Raw genomic sequence first — 23,222 nt, 5'->3', positions numbered from 1 at the left:
GGTCTATGACATTGATGCGGGACATGCTGCCGTTGCGGCAACCGATAACGCCCCCGGTCCCTTCTTTGACACCGTAAGCGGTGCGTTTGCGGAATGGCTCCCCTCGGATTCGGTGGCGATCTCAAGAGGTTGCCGATACGCCGATGATCGGACAGTATGGCTTCCCAACCAAATTGCACCGCCCGAACGATAAGGACCACACCGATATGGCCGAGGCCGCCGCGGCACCCGCCCTCCAACTGGACGGCGTGACCTGCACTTTTCCCTCACCCGACGGCCGGGGACGATCCTATACCGCCGTGCAAGGCGCCAGCTTCACCGTCGCCGACGGGGAGTTCGTGTCGATCGTCGGCCCGACCGGCAGCGGCAAGTCGACGATGCTGAACGTCGCCGCCGGCCTGCTGAAGCCCAGCGAAGGCCGCGCGCTCTCCTTCGGGGAGCCGGTGACCGGCATCAATCCCAAGGCCGGCTACATGTTCCAGGCCGAGGCGCTGATGCCCTGGAAGTCGGCGCTGGACAATGTCGCCGCCGGGCTGGAGTTCCGCGGCGTCCCCAAGGCGCAGGCGCGGGAGCGCGCGCGGCCCTGGCTGTCCCGCGTCGGGCTGGAAGGGTTCGGCGACCGCTTCCCGCACCAGCTGTCGGGCGGCATGCGCAAGCGCGTGGCGTTGGCCCAGACGCTGATCGTCGATCCCAAGATTATCCTGATGGATGAGCCCTTCTCGGCGCTCGACGTCCAGACCCGCCAGATGATGGAGAACGAGCTGCTCGACCTGTGGGCGGCGGACCGCAAGTCGGTGGTCTTCATCACCCACGACCTGGAGGAGGCGATCGCCATGTCCGACCGGGTGCTGGTGCTGTCCGCCGGCCCGGGCGCGCGTCTGATCGGCGAATACCGCATCGACCTGGAGCGCCCGCGTGACGTGGCGGAAATCCGCATGACGCCGCAGTTCCTGGCCCTTCACAAGGAGATCTGGGGCCAGCTGCGCGACGAAGTTCTGAAGGGCTACGCCCAGACCAAGCTGCGGTGACGACATCATGAGATCCCATGTCAAACGCCTGCCCGGCCGTCCGGTCATCCTGCTGCTACAGCTGGGCGTCCTGGTCGCCTTCTTCCTGGTCTGGCACGTCCTGACCGACACGAAGATCCTCAGCCCCTTCTTCTTCGGCACGCCGGGGGCGGTGCTGGCCCGCACCTGGGCCGACTTCGCGTCGGGCGTCATCTGGTATCACCTGGGCATCACGCTGCTGGAAACGGCGCTGGCCTTCGTCATCGGCACGGTGGCGGGCATCGCCTTCGGCTTCTGGTTCGCCCGGGCGCCGCTGGTCTCGCTCGTCTTCGACCCGTACATCAAGGCGATCAACGCGCTGCCCCGCGTGGTGCTGGCGCCGATCTTCGCGCTGTGGCTCGGGCTCGGCATCTGGTCGAAGGTGGCGCTGGGGGTGACGCTGGTCTTCTTCATCGTCTTCTTCAACGTCTACCAGGGCGTGAAGGAGGTCAGCCCGGTGGTGCTGGCCAATGCGCGCATGCTGGGCGCCAGCTCCCGCGACCTGTTCCGGCATGTCTATCTGCCCTCGGCCCTGTCCTGGGTTTTCTCCTCGCTGCACACCGCCGTCGGCTTCGCGATGGTGGGGGCGGTGGTGGGCGAGTATCTGGGCTCCGCCGCCGGGCTCGGCTACCGCATCCATCAGGCGGAAGGCGTGTTCGACACCGTCGGCGTCTTCTCCGGCATGCTGGTGCTGACGATCTTCGTCGTCCTGATCGACGCCGGCGTCACCATGATCGAAAAGCGGCTTCTGCACTGGCGCCCGCAGGACACCCATGGCGGGCAGCACTGATTTCAAATTTGGGGGAGGAAAACGATGACGCTCAAATCGCTGATCGCGGCCGCCGCGGTCGCCCTGACTCTCGGAACCGCCGGACTGGCGGCAGCCCAGCAGAAGCTTGAGAAGACCGACATCAAGATAGCGGTCGGTGGCAAGCCGCTGCTCTATTACCTGCCGCTGACGCTGGCGGAACGGCTGGGATACTTCAAGGAAGCCGGTCTGACCGTCGAGATCAGCGACTTCGGCGGCGGGGCCAAGAGCCTGCAGGCCCTGGTCGGCGGCTCGGCCGACGTCGTCACCGGCGCCTACGACCACACCATCCAGATGCAGGCCAAGGGCCAGCCCATCGTCGCGGTGGCCCAGCTCGGCCGCTATCCCGGCATCGTGCTGGCCGCGGTCAACAAGTCCGGCGCCGTCAAGTCGGTGCAGGATCTGAAGGGCAAGAAGGTCGGCGTGACCGCCCCCGGCTCCTCCACCAACTTCATGCTGAACTATGTGCTGACCTCCATGGGCATGAAGCCGGAGGATGCCTCGGTCATCGGCGTCGGCGGCGGCCCCAGCGCCATCGCGGCGATCAAGCGCGGGGAGATCGACGCCATCGTCAACCTGGACCCGGTCATCAGCCAGGCCCAGGCCGACGGCGACATCACCGTCCTGCTCGACACCCGGACGGAAAAGGGCACCATGGACGTCTATGGCGGTCCCTATCCCGCCGCGGTGCTCTACATGAAGCCCGACTTCATCAAGGAGAACCCGAAGACCACGCAGGCGCTGACCGACGTCTTCGTCCGCACCATGCTGTGGCTGAACAAGGCCAGCACCGACGACGTGCTGAAGGTCCTGCCGGAGGAGTATTTCCTGGGCAACAAATCGCTCTACGCCCAGGCCTTCGAGCATTCCAAGCCGACCTATTCGCCGGACGGCCGCTTCACCCAGGACGGCGCCGATGCCGCGCTGAAGGTGCTGAAGGCCTTCGACCCTGCGGTGGCGTCGGCCAGCATCGACCTGTCCAGGACCTACACCAACCAGTATGTCGAGGATGCGCTGAAGCGCCTGCAGAAGTGAGCCTTGCCGGCCCATCCCGAATACCCATAGAAAAAATGTGGGCGCGACATTCCGTCGCGCCCTTTTTCATGCTGCACCGCCGTTAGACTGGACGAAATCGGTCCTGATTGCTCCCCGATCTCGACCGTCCACCCGACAGCGGAGTGCCCCATGGCCGAGGTGATTTTCTACGGACTGGCCGGTTGCCCGGCGAACGCCAAGCAGAAACAGCAGCTGGTCGCCGCCGGCCACACGCTGGTCGAACGCGACCTTGCCACCGCCGACCTGACGGCGGCCGACCTCCGGGCCTTCTTCGGCGACAAGGACGTCGATGCCTGGTTCAACCGCCGCGCCGCCGCCGTGAAGTCGGGCGCGGTCAATCCCGATGCGCTCGACGAGGCCGCCGCGCTGTCCGCCATGCTGGCCGACCGCGAGTTGATCCGCCGTCCGCTGATCCAGTCCGGCGACCGCCGCGAGGCCGGCTTCGATCCGACCACGCTGCATGGCTGGATCGGCCTGACCTCCGGCGAGAGCTGCGACGACAAGCACGCCCGCGGCCAGTGCGACCACGGCCACCAGCATTTCGTCAAGGCGCCGGCGGCGTAAGGACAGGCAACTGCCTGACCGCGACTTGCGGCAAGCGCCGACAAGAATCGACACGGATTACACGGATTGGAGCCGGATTTCACGGAACTGTGCAGCGCAGCGCTTTCCGTACCCGCGGGTGCGCTCTGCGGAAACAACCCGATCCGTGTAATCCGTGTCAAAATCCGTGTAATCCGTGTTTCAGCTTGTCCGCGACGATGCGGCTTGGCATTCCAACCACCGCCCCGGACCAGACGAACCTCACTCCGGCGGCACTTCGCGCGGCTTGCGGTCCTCGCCGATGGCGACGTAGGTGAACACGCCCTCCGTCACCTTGATCGGGTCGGAGCCGGAGCGTTCGCGTCGCACCCAGGTCTCGATGCGGACGCGCAGCGAGGTGCGGCCGACCTTCTCGATCCGGGCGAAGCAGCTGACCTCGTCGCCGACGAAGACCGGCTTGTGGAAGGTCATCGCCTCGATGCCGACGGTGGCGACGCGGCCATGGCTGCGCCGCACCGCCACCGTGCCGCCGGCCAGATCCATCTGCGCCAGCAGCCAGCCGCCGAAGATGTCGCCGTTCGGATTGGTGTCCGCCGGCATCGCGATGGCCCGCAGGGCAGGGCCATTGTCGAAGTCGTATGCGTGGGCTGCGCTCATGCTTCCTCCGGCGTCACGAAAATTTCCTGCACAAAAGCTTGTGGCACCGCACTATAAACGGCACAGGATGCGCTTGCGCACCCCTGACGAAATTCCTATCATCCCGTCATGAGCGATCTTTTCGAGAACACGGCCCCCAAGGCCGACAGCTACTCCGCCCAGGATATCGAGGTTCTGGAGGGGCTGGAGCCTGTCCGGCGCCGGCCGGGCATGTATATCGGCGGCACCGACGACCGTGCGCTCCACCATCTGGTGGCGGAGGTGCTGGACAACGCCATGGACGAGGCGGTGGCCGGCCATGCCAGCCGCATCGACCTGGAACTGGCCGCCGACGGCACGGTGATGGTGCGCGACAACGGGCGCGGCATCCCCATCGACGACCACCCGAAATACCCGGGCAAGTCGGCGCTGGAGGTCATCATGACCACGCTGCACTCCGGCGGCAAATTCTCCAACAAGGTCTACCAGACCTCGGGCGGTCTGCACGGCGTCGGCCTGTCGGTGGTGAACGCCCTGTCGGACCGCCTGACCGTCGAGATCGCCCGCGAAAAGCAGCTCTACGTCCAGGAATACAGCCGCGGCCTGCCGCAGGGGCCGCTGGCCCACCGCGGCAACGTCAACCGCCGCGGCACCACCATCCGTTTCCATGCGGATGCGGAGATCTTCGGCGAGACCGCCCATTTCGAACCGCACCGGCTGTACCGGCTGGCGCGCTCCAAGGCCTATCTCTACCGCGGCGTGGAAATCCGCTGGAGCTGCGACCCATCGCTGCTGTCGGTCGACGCCACCACGCCTGCGTCGGAGACCCTGCATTTCCCCGGTGGGCTTCAGGACTACCTGACCGCCGCGCTGAAGGACCGCAAGACGCTGACCCCGTCGCCCTTCGCCGGCGCGCTCGACTTTCCCAACAGCCAGGGCCGGGTGGAGTGGGCGGTGGCGTGGCCCGACGACGACGAAGGCTTCTCGCACACCTACTGCAACACCGTGCCGACCCCGCTGGGTGGCACGCACGAGGCCGGCCTGCGCACCGCCCTGACTCGCGGCCTGAAGGCCTATGGCGAGTTGACCAACAACAAGCGCGCCGGACAGGTGACCGCCGACGACGTGATGGGCGACGCCTGCATCCTGCTGTCGGTCTTCATCCGCGAACCGCATTTCCAGGGCCAGACCAAGGAAAAGCTGGTGACGGCGGAGGCGCAGCGCCTCGTCGAGACCGCGGTGAAGGACCATTTCGACCATTGGCTGTCCGGCGATCCGCAGAGCGCCAACGCCCTGCTCGAACGCCTGATCGAGAAGGCGGAGGAGCGGGCCCGTCGCAAGCAGTCCAAGGAGATGACGCGCAAGTCGGCCACCCGCCGCCTGCGCCTGCCTGGCAAGCTGGCGGACTGCTCGCGCAACTCCCCGGAAGGCACCGAGCTGTTCCTGGTGGAGGGCGACTCGGCCGGCGGCTCGGCCAAGCAGGCGCGCCAGCGCGAGACCCAGGCTATCCTGCCGCTGCGCGGCAAGATCCTGAACGTCGCCAGCGCTTCGGTCGACAAGATGAAGGCCAACCAGGAGCTGAACGATCTGGTGCAGGCGCTGGGCTGCGGCGTCGGCAAGGACTTCTCGACCGACAAGCTGCGCTACGAGCGGGTCATCATCATGACGGACGCCGACGTCGACGGCGCCCACATCGCCTCGCTGCTGATGACCTTCTTCTACCGCGAGATGCCGGGCCTGATCCAGGAGGGCCACCTGTATCTCGCCCTGCCGCCGCTCTACCGCCTCAGCCACGGCAACAAGCAGGTCTACGCCCGCGACGACGCCCACAAGGACGAGCTGCTGTCGAAGATGTTCAAGGGCAAGAAGCCTGACATCAGCCGCTTCAAGGGCCTGGGCGAGATGATGCCGGCCCAGCTGCGCGACACGACGATGGACCCGTCCAAGCGCTCGCTGCTGCGCGTGGTGGTGCCCAACGCCGCCGATCCGGAGGAAAAGCCGGAGTTCGAGCGCACCCGCTCCCTGGTCGAGGAGCTGATGGGCAAGAAGGCGGAGCTTCGCTTCCGCTTCATCCAGGACAATGCGAAGTTCGTGAAGGCGGACGACATCGACGTGTAGGTTCAATGGGCGGCTGGCGAGCGCGATTGGGAGCACCACTCGCCATGCCGACCGCCGCTTCCCATATCGGAGGCAGGAATCCCAACGGACGATCCGATCATGCGCATGCTCCCGCCGCTCGCCGCCCTTGTGCTGGGCGCCTTGGTCCTCGCCGCCTGCTCCAACGAGCGGGTGGTGGCGAGCGAACCGGCCCCCGCCTACACGCGCAGCGAGGTCTCCTATGCGGCGGGGAACCGCGACCTGCGGGTGGTGCTGCATGGCAACCCCTTCGGCCTGCCGCCGGAACGCTTCGCGGAGAAGGTCCTGCCCCACATGCAGAACCGCGTGTCCGGGGTGAAGACCAACCTCACCACCACGCCGAACGAAACGGCGCGGCGCGACTACAAGGTGGTTCTGGCCTTCAACGTCGCGGAGAACATGCTGAACTCGTCGCTCTGCACCGACGGGCCGATCCCGACGTCGCCGCCGGGCGGTCCCATCGTCGTCCAGGGGGCGTTCTGCCGCTCCGGCGGAGCGCTGACCTCGGCGACCGGCTGGCTCGACCGGCCGCAGGGGCCGGACGATCCCGATTTCCGCAGCCTGATCAGCGATATGACCTTCACCCTGTTCCCCAGCCGGCGGGCAGACCTGTTCTGCGGCGCCATCGACTGCTGAGGGAGGCGGGGAGCCGTCAGTCCCGCAGCAGCCAGTCGCGCATCAGGGCCGTCACCGCCTGCGGCTGCTCCATCGCCGCCAGATGCCCGCAATCCTCGATCAGCACCAGCCGGGCGCCGGGGATGCCCTCCGCCATCTCCTCGTGCAGGGCGGGCGGGGTCAGCGCGTCCTGGCGCCCGCAGATCACCAGGGTCGGGCAGCGGACGGCGGCGAGGCCGGGCCGGCTGTCCGGACGGTTGATGATCGCCTCCTGCTCGCGGGCATAGCCGTCGACGCCCACCCGCTCCATCTGGGCCAGCACCGACCGGACGAAGGCTTCGTCGGCCATGCGGCCGGGGTGGATCAGGCGGGGCAGGGCGGCACGGATCACCTGCCCGTACCGCCCCTGGCGGGCGAGCGCCACCGCCTCGCGCCGGGTGGCTGTGGCCTCGGCCGTGTCGGGGCGGGCGTTGGTGTCGAGCAATGCCAGCCTGTCCACCCGCTCCGGCGACCGGCGCAGGATTTCCAGGGCGACATAGCCGCCCATCGACAGGCCGGCCACAGCGAACCGCCCTGGTGCCGTCGCCAGCACCTTGTCGGCCATGGCGGCGATGGAGTCGCAGTCCGCCAGCTCGACCACCCGCGGGTCGGCGACGTCGGCGAGATGGCGGACCTGATGGTCCCACAGCGCCGCGTCCAGCGGCATGCCGGGCAGCAGGATCAGGGTGGGGCGTTCAGGCGGACGACCGTTCGGCATGGGGCTTCTCCCGCGCTCACTTGACCAGGGCGCTGACGACCTTGAAGACCGGCGTGCCGGCCCGTTCCATCCATTCGAACAGCACCATCTCGGTGGTGACGATGGTGACGCCGGCGGCGCGCATCCGCTCCAGCGCGGCGGCGTGGTTGGTGGGCGTGCGGGAGGACACGGCGTCGGCGACCAGATAGACCGCATGGCCCTGCTGGCGCAGCCCCAGCGCCGTCTGCATCACGCAGACATGCGCCTCCATCCCGCACAGCACGATCTGCGGACGCTTCAGCTCATCGATCGCGGCGTTGAAGGCCGGTTCGCCGGTGCAGCCGAAGGTGATCTTCTCGATCACCGGGGTGCCGGGCGGCAGGTCGGCGCGCACCGCCTCCACCGTCGGCCCGAGGCCGCGGGGATATTGCTCCGTCACCAGCACCGGGACGGACAGGGCGGCCGCGGCCTTCAGCAGCATCCCAGCATGCCGGACGACGCGGTCGGATTCGTGGATGGCCGGCAGCAGGCGTTCCTGGACGTCGACCACCACCAGCACCGATTCCTGGGCACGAAGAATCATCAAATGCACTCGACCGTTCCATTTGGGGCTTGGCGTCCCTGTTCAGGGCGCCGGCAATGGCCGCGACTCGCGGCAATGCCGTCGGACAGCCTAGCGCAGGGCGTCGATTTCGCCAACGCGGCGTGTTTTCGCGCCTATTTTCGGTATCGGAACATCGGATCTATTGACATGGCGCTTTGACTTCCTATTCTTCGGCCTCATCCAGGCATCGGGCGATGATCGCTCGATTTGCGCACTCCAGAACAGAAACAGGTTGGATGCTTTTTTCGGAACTTGGGCTTGGCCCTGACGTCCTGCGCGCCATCGAGGACAAGGGTTACACCCAACCGACGCCCATTCAGGAACAGGCAATTCCCTGTGTCCTGCAACGCCGCGACGTGCTGGGCTGCGCGCAGACGGGCACCGGCAAGACGGCGAGCTTCACCTTGCCCATGATCGACATCCTGGCGTCGGGCCGTGCCCGGGCGCGGATGCCGCGGTCCCTGATCCTGGAGCCGACGCGCGAGTTGGCCGCCCAGGTGGCGGAAAGCTTCGAGACCTACGGCAAGCACCACAAGCTCAGCATGGCGCTGCTGATCGGCGGAGAGACCTTCACCGAACAGGTGAAGAAGCTCGACCGCGGCGTGGATGTACTGATCGCGACTCCGGGTCGTCTGATCGACCTGTTCGAGCGCGGCAACATCATGCTGAACGACATCAAGGTCTTCGTCATCGACGAAGCCGACCGCATGCTCGACATGGGCTTCATCCCGGACATCGAGCGCATCGTCAGCAAGCTTCCGAAAAGCCGCCAGACCCTGTTCTTCTCGGCCACCATGCCGCCGGAGATCCGCCGCCTGGCCGACGCCTTCCTCAGCGATCCCATGGAGATCAGCGTCGCCCCGCCCGCCTCGCCGGCGGAGACGGTGACGCAGGCCATGGTCCTGGTGCACGAGATGGACAAGCGCAAGGCGCTGCGCCATCTGCTGCAGACCGAGGACGTCAAGAACGCCTTCATCTTCTGCAACCGCAAGCGCGACATCGCCGTGCTGCAGAAGTCGCTGGAGCGCCACGGCTTCAACGCCGGCGCGCTGCATGGCGACATGGTGCAGTCCAAGCGGACCGAGACGCTGGAGCGCTTCAAGCAGGGCGAGATCACCCTGCTGGTCTGCTCCGACGTCGCTGCGCGTGGTATCGACGTGCAGGGCCTCAGCCACGTCTTCAATTTCGACGTGCCGCTGACCCCCGACGATTACGTCCACCGCATCGGCCGCACCGGCCGCGCGGGCAACAAGGGCCGCGCCTTCATGCTGGCGACGCCCGACGACACGAAACTGGTCGGCGCCATCACGCGCCTCATCAAGCGGGAGATCCCCATGATCGCCATCGACGGCCTGGAGACGGCCGAGTTCGGCGAGGAAGACAGCAGCTCCCGCGGGCGTGGTCGTGGCCGTGGTGGCCGTACCGCCAAGTCGGAAGCCCGTCCGCCCCGTGGCGGCCGTGAAGACCGCGCCCCGCGTGAGGAACGCGCGCCCCGCGAAGAGCGTGCCGCCCGTGAGGAACGTCCCGTTCGCGAGGAGCGCCCCGCCCGTGAAGAGCGCCCCGTTCGTGAGGAACGGTCTGCCCGAGACGACCGTCCGGTGCGCGAGGAGCGTCAGCCCCGCGAATCGCTGGCCGCCGCCGAGGCGCGCCGCGGCAACGACCCGCGCCGCGATCGTGACCGCGACCGCCGCCGCCGCCGTGACGATGACGACGACGATGTGCCGGTGATCGGTTTCGGCGACCATATGCCGGCCTTCATGCTGCGCTCCGCCCGTCCGCGTCCGTCCGCCGAAACCTCGACCGACTCGTCGCAGGAGGGCTGAGCCCGTGCAGACCATCTTCGTCATGGTCAAATGCGATCTCGGCAAGGCTTATGGGGTCGCCGATCAGGCCGTGCAGCTGATCGAACAGGTGTCGGAGGTGCATTCCATCTCCGGCCAGTACGATCTGCTGATGAAGTGCTATCTGAAGCAGGACGACGACATCGGCCGCTTCGTGACCGAGCATGTTCAGACCCTGCCGGGGGTGCGCGACACCTTCACCCTGATCGCGTACAAGGCGTTCGCCTAAGCATTGCTGGTTCGACAACGGAAAGGCCGGGCGTTTGCCCGGCCTTTCTGCTTTTCGGAGATGATTGGCCGGAATTCGGCCTTTACCATCCCACGACGATGCGGGCATGCGACGGCACCGGCACGATCCCGTCCACCGCCTGTGCATCGAAGCGCCGCGCGATATCGGCCTCCAGCGCGCCGCGCCGTTCGGCGTCCAGGCCGCCCAACCGGTGGCCGAAGCTCATGTCGAGGGCGGCGCGCCAGAAGGGCTGGCCGGCCGGGGCCTTGCGGACCGGGGTCAGGTCGGTCTCCGCGGTCTCGCCGAATCCCGCGGCCCGCATCGCGTCGGCGAGCAGTCCCGGCCCGGCGAAGCGGAACAGCGGGTCGAGGCTGCCGTCCTCGCCCAAATGGTCGGCCACGACGTCGCCGATCTCGGCGAACAGCCCGTTGCCGGCGCGCGGTCCCCACACCATGAAGGCGGCCTTGCCGCCGGGGCGAAGCACGCGCCGGACCTCGCGCAGGGCGGCGTCCACCGCCGGTACGAACATGATCCCGAAGCGGCAGGTCACGCGGTCGAAGGCGCCGTCGGCGAAGGGCAGGGCGGTCATGTCCGCCGCGGTGAAGGCGGGCGCCGGCCCGTCGATGCCGCGGGCGCGGCGGACCGCGCCGGCCATCATGCCGGGAACGAGATCGCTGCCGACCACCAGCCCGCCCGGCCCGGCGCGGCGTGCGGCGCTCAGCGCCGGCTCCCCCGCCCCCGACGCAAGGTCGAGCAGCCGCTCCCCCTCCGCCAGTCCGGCGGCGTCCAGCAGCGGGCGGTTCAGCTTGTCGGCCAGATCGGCCATCGGATCGGCCCAGCGGTCCCAGGCGTCGGCGCTGGCGGCCCAGCGGTCGCGCTCGCGGGTGGCATCGGGGCTTGCGGAGTCGGAAAGCGGTGTCGCGGTCAATGAAGAAGCCTCGCCGTGCCGGCCACGCGCTGGACCGTGTCGGCATCGCTCAGCCGCTCGCCGAGAGCGGTCAGCTCGTCGGACATCTTGCGGTTGGCGTCGGTCAGTTGCTGGATGCGGGTCTGCGCCGCCTGATGCTGCGCCGACAGCGTCGCCACCGTCTCCGTCAGCTTGCGGATTTGCTGGGACTGGCGCACCGACGCCTCGTTCAGGCTGCGGCGGATCGATCCGACGGCCAGCAGCACGACAAGGCTGATGGTCACGCCGGCCGCGATGGCGACGATGCTGATCCCCGTGAACCAGTCCATGGGCGGCAAGCTTCCGCCCATTTCACCGATTGGTCAAGCTGCCCGACAATCCGTGACCGCCGCGCAAATGCCGAAAACCCGGCGCCGTCTGCGGCACCGGGTCCATCGGGGCAAAACTCTGTTCAAAGGAAGGCGGCGGTCAGCCGACGGTGCCGCTCACCGGACGCTCCGCCTTCATGCGCACTTCCTTCAGGTGGTCGCCGAAGGCGCGCAGGACCGGCAGGATGCGCTGGGTCTGGTCGGCGGTGACGTGGGCGTCCGTCTTCAGCACGATGGTCGGCGCCTCGCCCATCAGGCGCTTGGCCCGCATCGGGCCGACCTTGTCGTCGAGGAACATGGCCATGCCCATCAGGATGCCCAGCGTGACGTCGTCCGGAGCCTTGGGCAGGGCCAGGACGTCATGAAGCTCGTTCAGCAGCGTATAGGCGACGATGGAGGTGCGTTCGATGGTGTCGACGTCGGCGGCCATGGGCATCGGGCAGGTCCTCGGGAAACGTTCGGATGAAACGTTGCGGGTGAGACGCTGGCGGGTGACGCGGGATGGCGTCCTTTCCAGGGCGCCAGCGCTTGCGAAATCCGTCGTTCCCCGAGGGTAATCGTCACTTTATAACCAAAGTGTTAACCAAACGCGCCCCGAGTCGCCCGAGTCGCATTTTTCCGAGTCGCAATCTTGCGTTCTCAGCGTTTTCCGCTGCTGCGCGTCCTGGTCGAAAGCGACAGCTCGGCGACCTCTTCTCGCGCTGTGCTGACCAGACCGGCGGACTGCACGATTCCGCGGTTGAAGGGATGATAGGTCTGCGCGTAGATGCTGCGGATCTTGACCACGTAATCCTGGGTCTCGCGGTAGGGCGGGATGCCCTTGTACTGCAGGACCGCCCCTTCGCCGGCGTTGTAGCCGGCCAGCGCGTGGGTGACATTGCCGTCGAAATAGGCCAGCAGCCAGCGCAGATACTTCATGCCGCCGCGCAGGTTCTGTTCCGCGTCGAACGGGTTGGTGACGCCGAAGCGCTCCGCCGTTTCCGGGATCAACTGCATCAGCCCCTGGGCGTTCTTGTTCGACACCACGTCGATGCGGTAGCCGGACTCCACCGCGATGACCGCCAGGACGAGGTCGGGGTCGAGGCCGTAGGTCGGCGCCATCTTCTGCACCATGGCGCGGATCTCGGCGGGCGGCTTGCGGATGACGCCCCAGCGCAGGTTGGGCGGCTCGCAGCGGTCGGGCGTCTTCACGCTGCCGCTCGGGCTGCCGACCAGCCGTTCGGCCTGCTCGCTGCCCAACGCCGCGGCCTTCCTCAGCCAGGCCCGGCCCAGATCGGCATCCTTCGTGACGCCGCCGACTCCGGCCATGTGCATCCGCCCGGCCATCAGCGCCGCGTCGGCATAATCCTGACGCGCCGCCCGGCAATAGAGCGATAGCGCAAGCCGCGGGTCGACCTTCACCCCGCTGCCCCGTTCGTAATGCTGTGCCAGTTCATACTGGGCCCGGACGCTGCCCTTGCTGGCGAGGGCTTCCAGCGCCGCGACGGTCTTCTCCGCGATGCCGGCCTGGGCGGGAACCGCCGCCAGCATGCCCGGCAGCATCAGGGCCGCGGCCACGGCACCGATGCGCGCACGGCTAGCGATGTGCCGGCGGGTACGCTGAAGGGTTGCGGAAACGGTCAGCGCGGACGGTGTACCGCAAAGGTTCGTGTGGTGTTCCACCGGACCCCCCTGTATGATTTTCTTGAAGCCGTTTGAGACCATCGAAAGGTCGAGGTCAGAACTCACAGGGAGGACGCCGCAGCGCCTGCTGCACCGACTGGCAGAGCTGGCGGCATAACACGAAACGGAAGGTTGGCGGCCTGTCAATACATCGCCGGAAGTGCTTGATGTGGCGCCACCAATAAAAAATTCATAGACCGATCGACGTGTTTCGGTCGGTCTTTTTCTTTTCATGTTGGTCATGCGTCCTCCAATCGTGTTGGAGAGATAACGAAAGACCAAATTTTAAGCCAATGCCCGAACGGTGACCTTCGCGGGATACACGGGGTACTCTAGGGGTAATCTGGCCCGATTGTATGACCCACTAGCCTTTTTCCCAACTGGCAGCCCGTTTGTACGCTCATTACGTAGGGATCGGGCCAGATAATCGGCTGCAAATTCGACGGCCCCGGACGAAGGAAGCACTCCTCGTCCGGGGCCGTCGCGCCGGAGGCCCCGGCTGTGTCGGCAAGCCGCGAAAGCGGCAGGCGCGGCCGTGGCGAACGGCATTGAAGGAGGCATCGTTTCACCGATGGCGAACCACGTCGCGACCACCTTGAGCCACCGAATGCGCGGCCCGGCCCCGGTCGAGCCTGCTGTCTTCGTCGCCGAGGCCGTCGGCCGGACCCGTTCGGACCGCAAGCCGACCTATAGTGACCAGACCCCCACCGACGGCGCGCAGGATGCCGCGGCCCAGACGGAGACCCATTTGAACGTTCATGCGGAGGCCATCGAGGCCGAAGCCGGGAGCGATCCAGCCGCCGACACTCCCGCCGACGACGAGTTCCGTCCCGATCCCAATGCCCCGCCCGACCCGGCGGTGATCCGCCAGATCGAAGAGGAAATCCCGCGCCTGCGCCGTTTCGCGCGCGCCATGGTGCGCGACGCCACGCTGGCCGACGATCTGGTCCAGGAATGCCTGGAGCGCGCGCTGTCGCGGCTGCATCTGTGGCGCCCCGGCACCAACCTGCGCGCCTGGCTGTTCACCATCCTGCGCAACCTGCACATCAACGGCGTCCGCCGCCGCCAGCCCGTCGTCGATATCGATGCCGAGGCGCAGGCCGCCATCGGCGCGGCGCCGGGATCGCAGTTCGTGCGGATGGAGCTTCGCGACCTGCGCCGCGCGCTGGCCCTGCTGCCGAACGAACAGCGCGAGGTCGTGCTGCTGATCGGCCTGGAAGGGATTTCCTACAACGAGGCGGCCGACATTCTCGGCATCTCGATCGGGACCGTGAAGTCGCGCCTGTCGCGCGGGCGCCGTGCGCTCCGCCTGCTGATGGAGGGCCGCGACCCGGGGGAGGACGCCGACGCCTGATCCTTCGGAAGGCTGGTTGGAAAAAGCGGGGTGTCCGGTTGCCGGGCGCCCCGTTTCCATGTCCGGCTCCGGAAAAGTCCGGGCTTTCCAAAAGAACGGCGGCGTCTTGGGGGAGACGCCGCCGAAGGCGGGGACAATAGAAGCACCATCCGGGCTCGCCGGCCCTGACGTCACTTCCGGGGGAGAGAGAGTGCTGCAGCATCGGGAGATGCCGCAATCAACCGGGCGATCCGCCGATGGTTCCATCCCGCGGCGGGAAGACCGTCGGCCGATCGCCCGGCCTGTGCCGCGGTCTACCGTCGCCGCACCAGACCCATGATCAGGCTGATGGCGAACAGCACCAGGAACAGGAAGAACAGGATCTGCGCGATGCCGGAACTGGCCGACGCGATCCCACCGAACCCGAGCGCGCCGGCAATCAGCGCGATGACGAAGAAAACAAGAGCCCAATAGAGCATCATACCCTCCCTCGCTCGGCCGAAGATCCGGAAAGGACTTCGGGCGTCGCGCATGAGACAAGTCGTGGCCGCACCCGCCGTCCCGTCGTCTCCGCCCCCCGTTGTCTTCCTCTGCGGAAAGACGGGCCAAGGTGACGGTAAGCACAGCCGGTGCGGCGGCATTCGAAGATCAGAACAATGCCGTGGGCACGATGTTCCCGGCTCCTGTATCGGCCGGAGTATACGTGCATGGCGGGACCGCGAAGGTCTGGCATTTATGCAACAACGGGCGGTCTCGGGCGTTTCCTTCCCCTGACGGCCGGCGGTTCGACCTCCGGCGACCATCCGCAGGAGAGGGAAAGATGAAGAGCAGGCTCTGGCTGGCGGCCTTCGCCGTCACGCTCGCGGCGGCACCGGCCGCCATGGCGCAGTACACCTATTCAAGCACCTATTCCGGCAGCACCGGCTCCGACCGCTCGACCTCGACCGGCATGGGTGGCTCCGGTATGGGAAGCTCCGCGGGTGCGTCCTCCGACATGGCCGGCCGCCGCGTTCCCGGACAGAAGCCCGTCGAACTGCAGCAGACCACGCTGCTGAACCAGCTCAGCGCCGCCGGCTATGTGTCGGTGCGCGATTTCCGCAAGGATGGCGACCGCTACGTCGCCAGCGCCATGGACCGGCAGGGTCAATGGACGACCGTGGTCCTCGACCCGCACGCCGCCACCACGACCCCCGCCACCACGACCCCCACCGCCGCGCCTGTCCGCTGACCTCAGTTCAACAGGCGGGACCATGTGCCGGCGAGGCGCCCGTAGCCTCCCGGCACCCGCAGGTCGTAGAGCGGCAGCGGCTGCCGCAGGCGCTGCCCGGCATCGCGGCCCAGGGTGCGGACCGCCGTCTCCACGCTGCCGCCGACCGGTAGCCAGCCCGAAGCGCCGATCGGCACCACCAGCGCCAGCCCCCAATCCATCCGTCCGCCGAACCGGCTCTGGGCACCGTCCGGCCCCTCGGTCCAGGTGGCGTGGGCGGTCAGGCCGATGCCGCCGTCGAACCGCCGCATCACCTCCACCGTTCCGCCCCAGTCGCCGCCCAGATAGCGCCCGAGCCGCAGGGCGGTCGTGGTGCCCGCCCCCGGCGCCTCCCAATAGAGGCTGGCATGGCCGGTGCCGCGCGCATCGCCGCGGTCGATGCCGAACAGGCTGTCCGGACGCCGCTTCCACACCCGGTTGAGGTCGAGGCCGACGGCCCAGCGGGCGGCCAGCGGCTGGTACAGCGCTTCCGCTCCGATGCCGCCATACATCTCCTCCAACTGCCCCAGCGACAGCCGGGTGGTCACCCCCTCCGCCGGAGTGGCGAGCCACGCCGCATAGGCATGGTCGAGCGACAGCGGACGGTCCACATAGCGCGGCAGGTCGCTGCGCACCGGATGGGCGGCGGGCAGGGCGTTGGTGTCGAGCAGTTCCAGTTCGCTGCCGGCGTCGATGCGCAAGCCCCCGCCCAGCACCAGCCCGCGCAGAGGCTCGCCGCGCAGCATCACGTCGGTGTGGGTGCGCTGGGCGAGCGTGGTCCCGAGTTCCGCCAGATCGAAGGTCGCGACCAGCCGGGTCGACAGGTCGAGCCGCGGACGCCAGTCCGGCGGCGGGCCGTCGGCCGGTCCGATGACGGTGGTGCGCCAGATCTCCTCCGGGCTGCCGCGGTGACGGGCGGCACGCTCCAGGTCGCGGCGCAGCAGGGTGGTGGCTGCCGACGCGATCCCGGCGGCACCGGTGACCACGCGCAGCCTCTCCACCTGCGGCGGAGCCAGATCGGCGAGCAGCCGCGCCGCGTCCCCCACCTCGCGGGCCGGCGGCAGCCGCCCGCCGCCGGCCGGGTCGAGCCACAGGGTCGCCATGTCGCCGTCGAGGCTGACCGACCGGACGGGCAGGCCGCGGCTGCGGGCGACCAGCGCGATGGCCTCGGCCGACAGCGCAGCCCCTTCGGACGGTCTCGGTCCGACTGTCGGCGGCGGACCTTCGAAGCGGTCGCCGTCCACGGCCGGATCGAAGCGGACGGACAGGCGCAGCATCAACCGCCGTCCCTGCTCGTAGGCGGCACCCAGATCGGCCCAGGATGCCGGCCGCCAGGACAGGCCGAGGCTGTAGCGGCTGCCGGGAACGAAGCCGGGCTCGTCCTGCCGTTGCGCCCGGAACCGGTCGCCGGACGATTCCAGCTTCAGGCTCAGCCCGTCCAGCGGTCCCACGGCCGGCATGTGCCATTCCGCCCCGCCGAACAGGGCCACCCGCTCGCCGCTGAACCATGCTCCCGGTCCGCGGCTGGTCGGCCATGCCGACGGGTCGCGGTCGTGCCGGAACCGGCCGCCGAGGAAGCGCAGCGGGTTGCGCAGATGCCCTGCCTCGCCAAGCGTTCCCCATCCCATGCCGACCGTCAGGTCCACGTCCCACCAGCGGCGCGACAGGGCGATGTATTCACCGGCGAAGCGCCCCTTGCCCGGCAGGTCCAGCCCCGATCCGGTGACGTCCCGCCCGCCGACGACCAGCGCCGGCCCATGTTCGTCCTCCCGCCGCAGACGGAGCTTCAGGTCCAGGCCGGGTTCGCTGAGGCCGTAATAGCCGGGATAGGCGCTGTTGCGCGCCGTCACCTCCAGCCAGGGCAGTGGCTGCGCGGAGATCGCATAGTGACGGTGCAGATCGCCGAGAGCGGTCAGTCCGCCGCTCATCGACCCGTCGGGGGCCATCCGCGCGTTCGGCATCTGCAAAAGCCCGACCCCACCCCAGTCGGACAGGCTGGATCGCGAATCGTCTGCAAGGGCAGGGAAGGCTGCGATAAGGATAAGGAATATGGTGATGCGCACGCGATGATCGCGAAGGAGCGGACGGTCTATCCGATCCTTCGCTTTTCATGCGTATGGATGCAACTGAAAAAGGCGGCGGAAGCCGCCGGGGAGCGTCCTTACGGCGCCTCGACCACTTCGAAGTCGTGGGTGATGGTCGCGGTCTGGCCCAGCATGATGGAGGCGGAGCAGTATTTTTCCGCCGACAGCGCGATGGCGCGTTCCACCTTGGCCGGGTCCAGCTTGCGGCCAGTGACCGTGAAATGGACGTGGATCTTGGTGAAGACCTTCGGGTCGGTCTCCGCCCGCTCGGCCTCGATGGCCGCGACGCAATCGGTGATCTGCTGGCGGCCCTTCTCCAGGATCATCACGACGTCGAAGCAGGTGCAGCCGCCCATGCCGATCAGCAGCATCTCCATCGGGCGGATGCCGGCGTTGCGGCCGCCGGATTCGGGCGCACCGTCCATCACCACGGCATGGCCGCTGCCGGATTCGCCGACGAACATCTTGCCGTCCACCCAGGTGACGCGCGCCTTCATGACCAGTTCCTTCGTTCACGGTTGATGCGAGTGACCGCGCGAAGCTAGGCGCCATGGCGGATCGGCGCAAGAGGGCGGTCCGCCGCCGCACGGGCCTTGTCCTCCCGCGGCCGCGGGCCCAGAGTTGCGTGCGCTGCAATGTTCCTTCCGACGAGGTTTTCCACCATGCCGCATGGACACACCCACGGCGGCCATACCCATGGCTCCCACACCCATGGCGGCCATCATCACGCCCCCGCACGCTATGACCGCTCCTTCGCGCTGGGCGCGTTGCTGAACATCGGCTTCGTGGTGGTGGAGGCGGTCTATGGTCTGCTCGCCAACTCCACGGCACTGCTGGCCGACGCCGGTCATAACCTCAGCGACGTGATGGGGCTTCTGCTGGCCTGGGGGGCGGTGTGGCTGGGGCGGCGGTTGCCGAAGGGGCGCTACACCTACGGATTCGGCAACGCCTCGATCCTGGCGTCGCTGCTGAACGCGATGATCCTGCTGATCGCCGTCGGCGCCATCCTGCTGGAGGCGGCGACCCGGCTGGTGCAGCCGGAACCGGTGGCGGAAACCACCGTGATGGTGGTGGCGATGATCGGCATCGTCATCAACAGCTGGACCGCCTGGCTGTTCATCGGCGGGCAGAAGCAGGACATCAACCTGCGCGGCGCCTATCTGCACATGGTGGCCGACGCGGCGGTGTCGGCCGGCGTCGTGATGGCGGCGCTGGCGATCCGCTTCACCGGCTGGTTCTGGCTCGATCCCGTGACCAGCATCGTCATCGCGCTGGTGATCGTCGCCGGCACCTGGGGACTGCTGCGCGATTCGGTGCGGCTGGCGATGAACGCGGTGCCCGACGGCATCGACCGGGCGGGCGTGGAGCGCTATCTGGCCGGACTGCCGGGCGTCGTCGCCGTGCACGACCTGCACATCTGGCCGATCAGCACGACCGAAACGGCGCTGACCGCCCATCTCGTTCGTCCCGGCATTAGCCAGGACGACGCACTGCTGCTGGAGGTCGCCACCGTGCTGAAGGACCGCTTCGGCATCGGCCACGCCACCATTCAGGTGGAGCATGACGGCAGCTGTTGCCGTCTGGCTCCGGCTGACGTGGTGTGAGGGGTCAGGCCTGCTCGCGGGCGAGACGGCGGGCGTTGGCCCGGACCGTGCGGTAGGCGGGGTTGATGCCCGCGGCAGCCAGCGCGGCCGTCGTCTCGATCAGGTGCAGGTTGGCGTGGATGCCGGCATCGACGGCGTCCGCCAGCAAGCGTTGCTGGACGTCGACGATCTCCACCGGGTTTTTGCAGGCGGCAAGACCGCCGATGGTCACGGCAGCCGCCTGGGTCTGCTTCGTCACCATGGTGAACCAGGCCTGTCCGAACTCGCTGATACCGGTGGCGACGGCGTGGAAGGCCTCCACCATCGCCTCGACCTTTTCGGAGCCCATGCGGATGAATTCCGGGTTGGCGAAGTCGATGGGATTCGACATCGCCGCCGCCATCATCGCCGTGCGGTAGCCGATGGTCTGTGCCGCCGCGACGCCCATTTCGCTGCTGCGAAGGCCGGTCTTGGTGAGCTGGCCCGCCACCGCCATGAGCCGGTCGGTGGGGTGGCCATTGCCGGCGTTCTTTCGTGACATGGGCGTCGCCTCTCTCAAATCGTTGCCGGAACCACAGCTTCAGCGTCAACGCTGCACTGCAGCATAAGTTCCGGCACGATCTTTACGCCTCGGCGAGCGCGCGGTCGAGATCTTCGATGATGTCCTGCGGATCCTCGAGACCAACGGACAGGCGCAGCAGGCCGGGTTCGATCCGGGCGGCGACCTTCTCCTCGTCGGTCAGCTTGGAATGGGTGGTGGTGGCGGGGTGGGTGATGAGGCTCTTCGAATCGCCGAGATTGTTGGAGATCATCACCATCCGCAGGCCGTTCAGCGCATTGAACGCCTCGGTCTTGCCGCCCTTCAGGAAGACCGATAGCATGTTGCCGCCGCCGGTCATCTGCTTGCGCACCAGATCATATTGCGGGTGGCTGGGCAGCAGCGGGTACAGCACCTGGGCGACCTTCGGGTGGCTTTCCAGGAACTCCGCCACCTGCAGCGCCGCCGACGACTGGGCGTGCACGCGCAGCTCCAGCGTCTCCATGCCCTTCAGCAGCAGCCAGGAATTGAAGGGGGAGATGGTCGGGCCGGTGTGGCGCAGGAAGGGATGGATGACGTCCGCGCCGTACTTCCTGTCCTTGGCCAGGATGACGCCGCCCAGACAGCGGCCCTGGCCGTCGATGTGCTTGGTCGCGGAATAGATGACGACGTCGGCGCCGAATTCGAACGGGCGCTGCAGCACCGGCGTGGCGAAGGCGTTGTCGGCGACGACCACCGCGCCCGCCTGGTGGGCCAGCTTGCAGACCGCCTCCAGATCGACGACCTCCAGGCCGGGGTTCGACGGGGTTTCCAGGAAGACCGCCTTGGTCGGCTTGGACAGCGCCTCTTCCCACTCCGCCAGATTGGTGCCGTCGACGAACACCGATTCGATGCCGAAGCGGCTGCACAGCTCCTTGACGATCCAGTAGCAGGAGATGAAGAGGGAACGCGGCGCCACCACCCGGTCGCCGGTGCGCAGCCCGCTCATCAGCGCGCCATGCACCGCCGCCATGCCGCTGGAGGTCGCATAGGCCCACTCAGCCCCTTCATATTCGGCCAGCCGGTCCTCGAACATTGCCGAGGTCGGGTTGCGGAAGCGCGAATAGACATGGCGCGAGCCGTCGTTGGCGAAGGCGTGCTCCGCCTCCTCCGCCGAGCCGTAGACGAAGCCGGAGGTCTGGTACAGCGCCTCGCAGGTCTCGTCGAACTGCGAGCGGCGGATGCCGCCATGAACCAGCTTTGACCGCGGGCGCAGCCCCGCGACGTTCGGATTGCGATGATCGGTGCGCGACATTCCGCCACTCTCCCCTGATGATCGCCGGTGGGGCAGGGCCGGCCGCAAACGAAAAAGCCCCGACCGATCGGGTCGAGGCGCGGACGCGGCTCGGACCTTTTTAGCGGGTTGTTTTACGTGGCCCGCAAGCCGGTCGACCAAATCACCACGTGGGCTCGCTTGTACGACTGCCTATGACCGCCGTCAAGTGGGGTAGCCCTGCATCATCCTCCTCTCTCCTCTGCGGGAGCAGGGATTTCGACAGCATCCCCTTCACATCCCCCAGGCTCGCCCCGCCCAGCGCCACCGCCAGCGCCGCGAAGGCGGCGGCACCGCCGCAGACCAGCAGGGCCAGCGCGGCGAAGCGCACCGCGGTGGACGGTGCCTCCAGCCAGGGGGCCAGCAACCCGCCGCCCAGCGCCAGCGCCGCTCCCATGCCCGCCGCCGCCATGGCGATGCGCGGGGCGCGGCGCTTCAGCCGGTCATCCAGGTCGAACAGGCCGCGCCTGCGCATCGCCGCCACCAGCAGCCCGACATCCAGCCATGCCGTGAGCCCGGTGGCGAGCGCGATGCCGACATGCTCCAGCCACGGCATCAGCGCCAGCGCCAGCGCGGCGGTCGCGACGGTCACGATGACCGCGACGCGCACCGGCGTCACCGTGTCGTGGCGGGCGAAGAAGGCGGCGTTCAGCGACTTCACGATCACATAAGCCGGGATGCCGAGGGCATAGGCGGCGAGCGCCATGGAGGTGGCATGCGCCTCCTCCGGGCCGAAGGCGCCGCGCTGGAACAGGACCGACACCATCGGCGCCCCCGCCACTCCCAGCGCGACCGCTGCCGGCAGGCCGAGCAGCAGGCTGAACTCCAGTGCGCGGCTCAGGTAATGGCGCACCATGCCCTCGTCGCCGGCAGCGGCGTGGCGGGCCAGCACCGGCAGCAGGGCGGTGCCGATGGCGATGCCGATGACGCCCAGCGGCATCTGGTTCAGCCGGTCGGCATAATAGAGGAACGACACCGCGCCTGACGGCAGAAGCGAGGCGAGCACGATGTTCAGGAACAGGTTGATCTGCATGACGCCTGCCCCGATGGCGCCCGGCCCGATCAGCCGGAACAGCCGCCGCATGCCCTCCGTCATCCTGGGCGGCCGCAGGCGCAGCGTCACGCCGGCATTTCGGCAGGCCCAGGCCATCCACGCCACCTGCACAACACCCGACAGGGTGACAGCCGCCGCCATGGCGATGCCGGGCTCCAGCCCCAGCCGCGGCGCGACCAGCAGGGCGGCGACCAGCGTCAGGTTGAAGGCGATGGGTGCTGCGGCGAAGGGGCCGAAGCGGTCCAGCGCGTTCAACACCCCGCCCAGCAGCGCGACCAGGGAGATCAGCGCCAGATAGGGGAAGGTCAGCCGGGCCATGTCCACCGCCAGGGCGAACTTGGCTGGCTCGTCGGAGAAGCCGGGGGCGAGGCCGTGCATCAGCAAGGGCATGGCGACGACGGCCGCCAGCGTGAAGGGCAGCAGCATCGCCAGCAGCATCGCCAGCGCTTCTTCCGCGAAGCGGATGGCGGCCGTGCGGCCGCGGGTCTGCAGTTCCGCGGCGAACAGGGGGACGAAGGCGACGCCGAAGGCACCTTCCGCGAACATACGGCGGAACAGGTTGGGCAGCTTCAGCGCGACGAAGAAGGCATCGGCGACCGGACCGGCGCCAAGTACGGCGGCGGTCAAAATGTCGCGTGCGAATCCGGCCAGCCGGCTCAGCAGGGTCAGGCCGCCGACGGTGGCGATGGCGCGGGCAAAGCTCATCGCCGCGGTATAGCCGCCGGCAGGAGCGCAGCAAAGCAGGCATTTCGGCGGGCAGACCCCACGCAACCGGCCGGCGGGCGTGCCGGATCGCATAGCCGGAGAGAGTATGAGGTGCGCCGTGGCCGCGAATGGTTCGCATGGGTGGAGCAACTTTGTTGCGCTGCCACCTTCCCGGTAACG

24 protein-coding genes and 1 riboswitch are annotated in these 23,222 nt (G+C 68.0%); of the genes, 11 read left to right on the top strand and 13 right to left on the bottom strand.

Annotation, left to right across the window (positions count from 1 at the left end; genetic code table 11):
- The first annotated feature begins 206 nt into the window (after positions 1–206).
- From AB8P05_RS03785 to AB8P05_RS03770, 4 genes are all read left to right on the top strand, one after another.
- Positions 207–1,028, top strand: a complete 822-nt coding sequence (locus tag AB8P05_RS03785; RefSeq protein WP_472758862.1) for an ABC transporter ATP-binding protein — start codon at positions 207–209, stop codon at positions 1,026–1,028.
- Between the two features lie 7 nt (positions 1,029–1,035).
- Complete coding sequence (locus AB8P05_RS03780) at positions 1,036–1,836, top strand: ABC transporter permease (RefSeq protein ID WP_472758861.1); 801 nt, start codon at positions 1,036–1,038, stop codon at positions 1,834–1,836.
- Between the two features lie 24 nt (positions 1,837–1,860).
- Positions 1,861–2,889, top strand: coding sequence for an ABC transporter substrate-binding protein (locus AB8P05_RS03775; protein WP_455171960.1), 1,029 nt, complete (start codon positions 1,861–1,863; stop codon positions 2,887–2,889).
- A gap of 150 nt (positions 2,890–3,039) precedes the next feature.
- Complete coding sequence (locus AB8P05_RS03770) at positions 3,040–3,474, top strand: ArsC/Spx/MgsR family protein (RefSeq protein ID WP_472758860.1); 435 nt, start codon at positions 3,040–3,042, stop codon at positions 3,472–3,474.
- A gap of 240 nt (positions 3,475–3,714) precedes the next feature.
- Here AB8P05_RS03770 and AB8P05_RS03765 read toward each other — a convergent pair whose 3' ends face one another.
- Positions 3,715–4,110, bottom strand: coding sequence for an acyl-CoA thioesterase (locus AB8P05_RS03765; RefSeq protein WP_149221828.1), 396 nt, complete (start codon positions 4,108–4,110; stop codon positions 3,715–3,717).
- Positions 4,111–4,218: 108 nt separating this feature from the next.
- Between AB8P05_RS03765 and parE the strand changes: the two genes are divergently transcribed.
- Entirely contained in the window at positions 4,219–6,207 is a 1,989-nt protein-coding gene (gene parE, locus AB8P05_RS03760) for a DNA topoisomerase IV subunit B (RefSeq protein WP_472758859.1), read from the top strand.
- Positions 6,208–6,306: 99 nt separating this feature from the next.
- Positions 6,307–6,861 (top strand): hypothetical protein, encoded by a 555-nt coding sequence (locus tag AB8P05_RS03755; RefSeq protein ID WP_472758858.1) that lies wholly within the window; start codon positions 6,307–6,309, stop codon positions 6,859–6,861.
- Positions 6,862–6,877: 16 nt separating this feature from the next.
- Here the strand turns inward: AB8P05_RS03755 and AB8P05_RS03750 are convergent, their stop codons facing one another.
- On the bottom strand, positions 6,878–7,597 hold the full coding sequence (locus AB8P05_RS03750) for an alpha/beta fold hydrolase (protein ID WP_472758857.1): 720 nt from the start codon (positions 7,595–7,597) through the stop codon (positions 6,878–6,880).
- A gap of 16 nt (positions 7,598–7,613) precedes the next feature.
- The gene (locus AB8P05_RS03745; RefSeq protein WP_472758856.1) at positions 7,614–8,159 is read right to left on the bottom strand and encodes a hydrolase; all 546 of its coding nucleotides are present in this window, start codon (positions 8,157–8,159) and stop codon (positions 7,614–7,616) included.
- A 257-nt stretch (positions 8,160–8,416) separates the two neighbouring features.
- Here AB8P05_RS03745 and AB8P05_RS03740 point away from each other — a divergent pair, with 257 nt between their 5' ends.
- Positions 8,417–10,003: a DEAD/DEAH box helicase gene (locus AB8P05_RS03740; protein ID WP_472758855.1), complete on the top strand. Its 1,587-nt coding sequence runs from the start codon at positions 8,417–8,419 to the stop codon at positions 10,001–10,003.
- 4 nt (positions 10,004–10,007) lie between these two features.
- Positions 10,008–10,250, top strand: a complete 243-nt coding sequence (locus AB8P05_RS03735; protein ID WP_451974621.1) for an Lrp/AsnC ligand binding domain-containing protein — start codon at positions 10,008–10,010, stop codon at positions 10,248–10,250.
- An 82-nt stretch (positions 10,251–10,332) separates the two neighbouring features.
- Here the strand turns inward: AB8P05_RS03735 and AB8P05_RS03730 are convergent, their stop codons facing one another.
- The 4 genes from AB8P05_RS03730 to AB8P05_RS03715 all read right to left on the bottom strand — a co-directional run bounded on the left by AB8P05_RS03730 (position 10,333) and on the right by AB8P05_RS03715 (position 13,082).
- On the bottom strand, positions 10,333–11,178 hold the full coding sequence (locus AB8P05_RS03730) for a class I SAM-dependent methyltransferase (RefSeq protein WP_455171953.1): 846 nt from the start codon (positions 11,176–11,178) through the stop codon (positions 10,333–10,335).
- Positions 11,175–11,486, bottom strand: a complete 312-nt coding sequence (locus AB8P05_RS03725) for a hypothetical protein (protein ID WP_472758854.1) — start codon at positions 11,484–11,486, stop codon at positions 11,175–11,177. Before AB8P05_RS03725 ends, AB8P05_RS03730 begins: the two co-directional genes overlap by 4 nt.
- Positions 11,487–11,625: 139 nt before the next feature.
- Positions 11,626–11,961: a hypothetical protein gene (locus AB8P05_RS03720; RefSeq protein ID WP_455171951.1), complete on the bottom strand. Its 336-nt coding sequence runs from the start codon at positions 11,959–11,961 to the stop codon at positions 11,626–11,628.
- A 203-nt stretch (positions 11,962–12,164) separates the two neighbouring features.
- Positions 12,165–13,082, bottom strand: a complete 918-nt coding sequence (locus tag AB8P05_RS03715; RefSeq protein ID WP_472758853.1) for a transglycosylase SLT domain-containing protein — start codon at positions 13,080–13,082, stop codon at positions 12,165–12,167.
- 676 nt (positions 13,083–13,758) lie between these two features.
- Here AB8P05_RS03715 and AB8P05_RS03710 point away from each other — a divergent pair.
- Positions 13,759–14,541 (top strand): RNA polymerase sigma factor, encoded by a 783-nt coding sequence (locus AB8P05_RS03710; protein WP_455171949.1) that lies wholly within the window; start codon positions 13,759–13,761, stop codon positions 14,539–14,541.
- A gap of 293 nt (positions 14,542–14,834) precedes the next feature.
- Here AB8P05_RS03710 and AB8P05_RS03705 read toward each other — a convergent pair whose 3' ends face one another.
- Positions 14,835–14,999 carry a DUF1328 domain-containing protein gene (locus AB8P05_RS03705; RefSeq protein WP_042689062.1) on the bottom strand — a complete coding sequence of 55 codons (165 nt, stop codon included), beginning with the start codon at positions 14,997–14,999 and terminating at the stop codon, positions 14,835–14,837.
- Positions 15,000–15,340: 341 nt separating this feature from the next.
- Between AB8P05_RS03705 and AB8P05_RS03700 the strand changes: the two genes are divergently transcribed.
- Entirely contained in the window at positions 15,341–15,748 is a 408-nt protein-coding gene (locus AB8P05_RS03700) for a hypothetical protein (RefSeq protein WP_472758852.1), read from the top strand.
- A 2-nt stretch (positions 15,749–15,750) separates the two neighbouring features.
- Here AB8P05_RS03700 and AB8P05_RS03695 read toward each other — a convergent pair whose 3' ends face one another.
- The gene (locus AB8P05_RS03695; protein WP_472758851.1) at positions 15,751–17,829 is read right to left on the bottom strand and encodes a YjbH domain-containing protein; all 2,079 of its coding nucleotides are present in this window, start codon (positions 17,827–17,829) and stop codon (positions 15,751–15,753) included.
- Positions 17,830–17,927: 98 nt separating this feature from the next.
- The gene (locus AB8P05_RS03690) at positions 17,928–18,347 is read right to left on the bottom strand and encodes an OsmC family protein (RefSeq protein ID WP_455171946.1); all 420 of its coding nucleotides are present in this window, start codon (positions 18,345–18,347) and stop codon (positions 17,928–17,930) included.
- A 165-nt stretch (positions 18,348–18,512) separates the two neighbouring features.
- Here AB8P05_RS03690 and AB8P05_RS03685 point away from each other — a divergent pair, with 165 nt between their 5' ends.
- Complete coding sequence (locus tag AB8P05_RS03685) at positions 18,513–19,454, top strand: cation diffusion facilitator family transporter (protein WP_472758850.1); 942 nt, start codon at positions 18,513–18,515, stop codon at positions 19,452–19,454.
- Positions 19,455–19,458: 4 nt separating this feature from the next.
- On the opposite strand, the gene AB8P05_RS03680 is transcribed toward AB8P05_RS03685, so the two are convergent.
- The 3 genes from AB8P05_RS03680 to murJ form a co-directional block, all read right to left on the bottom strand.
- On the bottom strand, positions 19,459–19,974 hold the full coding sequence (locus AB8P05_RS03680; protein WP_472758849.1) for a phasin family protein: 516 nt from the start codon (positions 19,972–19,974) through the stop codon (positions 19,459–19,461).
- An 82-nt stretch (positions 19,975–20,056) separates the two neighbouring features.
- Positions 20,057–21,265, bottom strand: a complete 1,209-nt coding sequence (metZ, locus tag AB8P05_RS03675) for an O-succinylhomoserine sulfhydrylase (protein ID WP_472758848.1) — start codon at positions 21,263–21,265, stop codon at positions 20,057–20,059.
- 79 nt (positions 21,266–21,344) lie between these two features.
- Positions 21,345–21,424: riboswitch (SAM riboswitch) on the bottom strand.
- Entirely contained in the window at positions 21,408–23,042 is a 1,635-nt protein-coding gene (gene murJ / locus AB8P05_RS03670) for a murein biosynthesis integral membrane protein MurJ (RefSeq protein WP_472758847.1), read from the bottom strand. Its footprint overlaps the riboswitch before it by 17 nt.
- Between the last annotated feature and the right edge of the window lie 180 nt (positions 23,043–23,222).

The sequence above is a fragment of the Azospirillum sp. VT-I1 genome, assembly GCF_055698305.1.
Note: the sequence above shows the minus strand (reverse complement) of the source record. Positions and strands in the feature narration are given on the sequence as shown.

Bases quoted from the DNA above. Each gene is read 5' to 3' on its own strand.
- AB8P05_RS03785 (WP_472758862.1), top strand. From the start codon at position 207: ATGGCCGAGGCCGCCGCGGCACCCGCCCTCCAACTGGACGGCGTGACC.
- AB8P05_RS03780 (WP_472758861.1), top strand. From the start codon at position 1,036: ATGAGATCCCATGTCAAACGCCTGCCCGGCCGTCCGGTCATCCTGCTG.
- AB8P05_RS03775 (WP_455171960.1), top strand. From the start codon at position 1,861: ATGACGCTCAAATCGCTGATCGCGGCCGCCGCGGTCGCCCTGACTCTC.
- AB8P05_RS03770 (WP_472758860.1), top strand. From the start codon at position 3,040: ATGGCCGAGGTGATTTTCTACGGACTGGCCGGTTGCCCGGCGAACGCC.
- AB8P05_RS03765 (WP_149221828.1), bottom strand. From the start codon at position 4,110: ATGAGCGCAGCCCACGCATACGACTTCGACAATGGCCCTGCCCTGCGG.
- parE (WP_472758859.1), top strand. From the start codon at position 4,219: ATGAGCGATCTTTTCGAGAACACGGCCCCCAAGGCCGACAGCTACTCC.
- AB8P05_RS03755 (WP_472758858.1), top strand. From the start codon at position 6,307: ATGCGCATGCTCCCGCCGCTCGCCGCCCTTGTGCTGGGCGCCTTGGTC.
- AB8P05_RS03750 (WP_472758857.1), bottom strand. From the start codon at position 7,597: ATGCCGAACGGTCGTCCGCCTGAACGCCCCACCCTGATCCTGCTGCCC.
- AB8P05_RS03745 (WP_472758856.1), bottom strand. From the start codon at position 8,159: ATGATTCTTCGTGCCCAGGAATCGGTGCTGGTGGTGGTCGACGTCCAG.
- AB8P05_RS03740 (WP_472758855.1), top strand. From the start codon at position 8,417: ATGCTTTTTTCGGAACTTGGGCTTGGCCCTGACGTCCTGCGCGCCATC.
- AB8P05_RS03725 (WP_472758854.1), bottom strand. From the start codon at position 11,486: ATGGACTGGTTCACGGGGATCAGCATCGTCGCCATCGCGGCCGGCGTG.
- AB8P05_RS03720 (WP_455171951.1), bottom strand. From the start codon at position 11,961: ATGCCCATGGCCGCCGACGTCGACACCATCGAACGCACCTCCATCGTC.
- AB8P05_RS03710 (WP_455171949.1), top strand. From the start codon at position 13,759: ATGGCGAACCACGTCGCGACCACCTTGAGCCACCGAATGCGCGGCCCG.
- AB8P05_RS03705 (WP_042689062.1), bottom strand. From the start codon at position 14,999: ATGCTCTATTGGGCTCTTGTTTTCTTCGTCATCGCGCTGATTGCCGGC.
- AB8P05_RS03700 (WP_472758852.1), top strand. From the start codon at position 15,341: ATGAAGAGCAGGCTCTGGCTGGCGGCCTTCGCCGTCACGCTCGCGGCG.
- AB8P05_RS03690 (WP_455171946.1), bottom strand. From the start codon at position 18,347: ATGAAGGCGCGCGTCACCTGGGTGGACGGCAAGATGTTCGTCGGCGAA.
- AB8P05_RS03685 (WP_472758850.1), top strand. From the start codon at position 18,513: ATGCCGCATGGACACACCCACGGCGGCCATACCCATGGCTCCCACACC.
- AB8P05_RS03680 (WP_472758849.1), bottom strand. From the start codon at position 19,974: ATGTCACGAAAGAACGCCGGCAATGGCCACCCCACCGACCGGCTCATG.
- metZ (WP_472758848.1), bottom strand. From the start codon at position 21,265: ATGTCGCGCACCGATCATCGCAATCCGAACGTCGCGGGGCTGCGCCCG.
- murJ (WP_472758847.1), bottom strand. From the start codon at position 23,042: ATGAGCTTTGCCCGCGCCATCGCCACCGTCGGCGGCCTGACCCTGCTG.